General features: G+C 62.0%; 1 protein-coding gene. It reads left to right on the forward strand.

The genetic code is table 11. The features are described from left to right. Positions 1 to 14: 14 nt before the first annotated feature. Positions 15 to 1,903, forward strand: a 1,889-nt coding sequence (acs, locus tag AC4FS3_RS28600) for an acetate--CoA ligase (RefSeq protein ID WP_491023354.1), incomplete at its 3' end; no start/stop codon positions are given.

A 1,903-nucleotide genomic window follows, 5' to 3' on the forward strand; every position in this document is an offset into this window, starting at 1 on the left:
GCCGCGCGCCATCATTGGAATTTTCGGCGGGCGCGCATGTTGATGCGGCGGGTTACGCGCGTCTTTATGGCGAATCGGTTGGGTCTCCTGATGCGTTCTGGGCGCGTGAGGGGCTCCGTCTGGACTGGATCCAGCCCTATAGCACGGTCAAAGAGACCAGTTTCGCGCCGGGGAATATCTCGATCCGCTGGTTTGGCGACGGCTCGCTGAATGTGGCGGCGAATTGCATCGACCGCCATCTGATCGACCGGGCGGAGCAGACCGCGATCATCTGGGAGCCGGATGATCCGAAGGAACCGGCGAAACATATCACCTATCGCGCGCTGCTCGAGCAGGTCTCGCGCATGGCCAATGTGCTGAAATCGCATGGCGTGAAAAAGGGCGACCGCGTCGTGCTTTATCTGCCGATGATCCCCGAGGCGGCCTATGCGATGCTGGCCTGCGCCCGGCTCGGCGCGGTGCATTCCGTTGTTTTCGGAGGCTTTTCCCCGGATGCCCTGGCGAACCGGATCAATGATTCCGAGGCGAAGCTCGTGATCACCGCCGACTGGGCGCCACGCGCCGGCAGAAAGACCGGGCTGAAGGACAATACCGACAAGGCGCTTTTGCATTGTTCGGACCGGGTGAAATGCCTGGTGGTGAAGCGCACCGGCGAGCAGACCTCCTGGGTCTCGGGTCGCGATTTCGATCTCCTGGCCGAGATGGCTGAGGCGAAACCCTATTGCCCCTATGTCGAGGTCGGTGCCGAGGATCCTTTGTTCATCCTCTATACCTCCGGCTCGACCGGCAAGCCGAAAGGGGTGGTGCATACATCGGGCGGCTACCTGACCTATGCCGCGATGACGCATCAATATACCTTCGATTATCATGACCGCGATGTTTACTGGTGCACGGCCGATGTCGGCTGGGTCACCGGTCACAGCTATATCGTCTATGGGCCGCTGGCGAATGGCGGCACCACGCTGATGTTCGAGGGCGTGCCGACCTGGCCCGATGCCGGCCGTTTCTGGGAGGTCTGCGCCAAACACCGGGTCAACCAGTTCTACACCGCGCCGACCGCGATCCGTTCGCTGATGGGGATGGGGCCGGAATTTGTCGAACGTCACGATCTGTCGTCTCTGAAGTTGCTTGGTTCGGTTGGTGAACCTATCAACCCCGAAGCCTGGGCCTGGTACGACAAATATGTTGGAAAAGGGAAACTCCCGATCGTCGACACCTTCTGGCAGACCGAGACCGGCGGCCATATGCTGACGCCTTTGCCGGGCGCCACCGCGACGAAGCCGGGCTCGGCGACGGTGCCGTTCTTCGGGGTGAAGCCGGTGGTTCTCGACCCGCAGACCGGGGCAGAGCTGAGCGAGACCGAATGCGAGGGCGTGCTGTGCATCAGCGACAGCTGGCCCGGGCAGATGCGCACGCTCTGGGGCGATCACGCGCGATTTGAAGAGGCTTATTTCAGCCAGTATAAAGGGTATTATTTTACGGGCGACGGCTGCCGTCGCGATGCGGATGGCTATTACTGGATTACCGGCCGCGTCGATGATGTCATTAACGTCTCCGGCCACCGGATGGGCACGGCAGAGGTGGAATCCGCCCTTGTCGCGCATGAGAAGGTCGCCGAAGCGGCAGTTGTCGGCTATCCGCATGACCTCAAGGGCCAGGGCATCTACGCCTATGTCACGCTGATGAACGGCGTCACCCCCTCGCCCGAGCTTAAGCGCGAGCTGGAGGCCTGGGTCCGCGCCGAGATCGGCCCGATCGCCAAGCCCGACCTGATCCAGTTCGCCCCGGGTCTGCCCAAGACCCGTTCCGGCAAGATCATGCGCCGCATCCTGCGCAAAATCGCCGAAAACGATTTTGCCGCCCTGGGCGATACCTCAACCCTCGCAGACCCGACCGTCGTCGA

The organism is Pseudogemmobacter sp. TB195, from assembly GCF_058313095.1.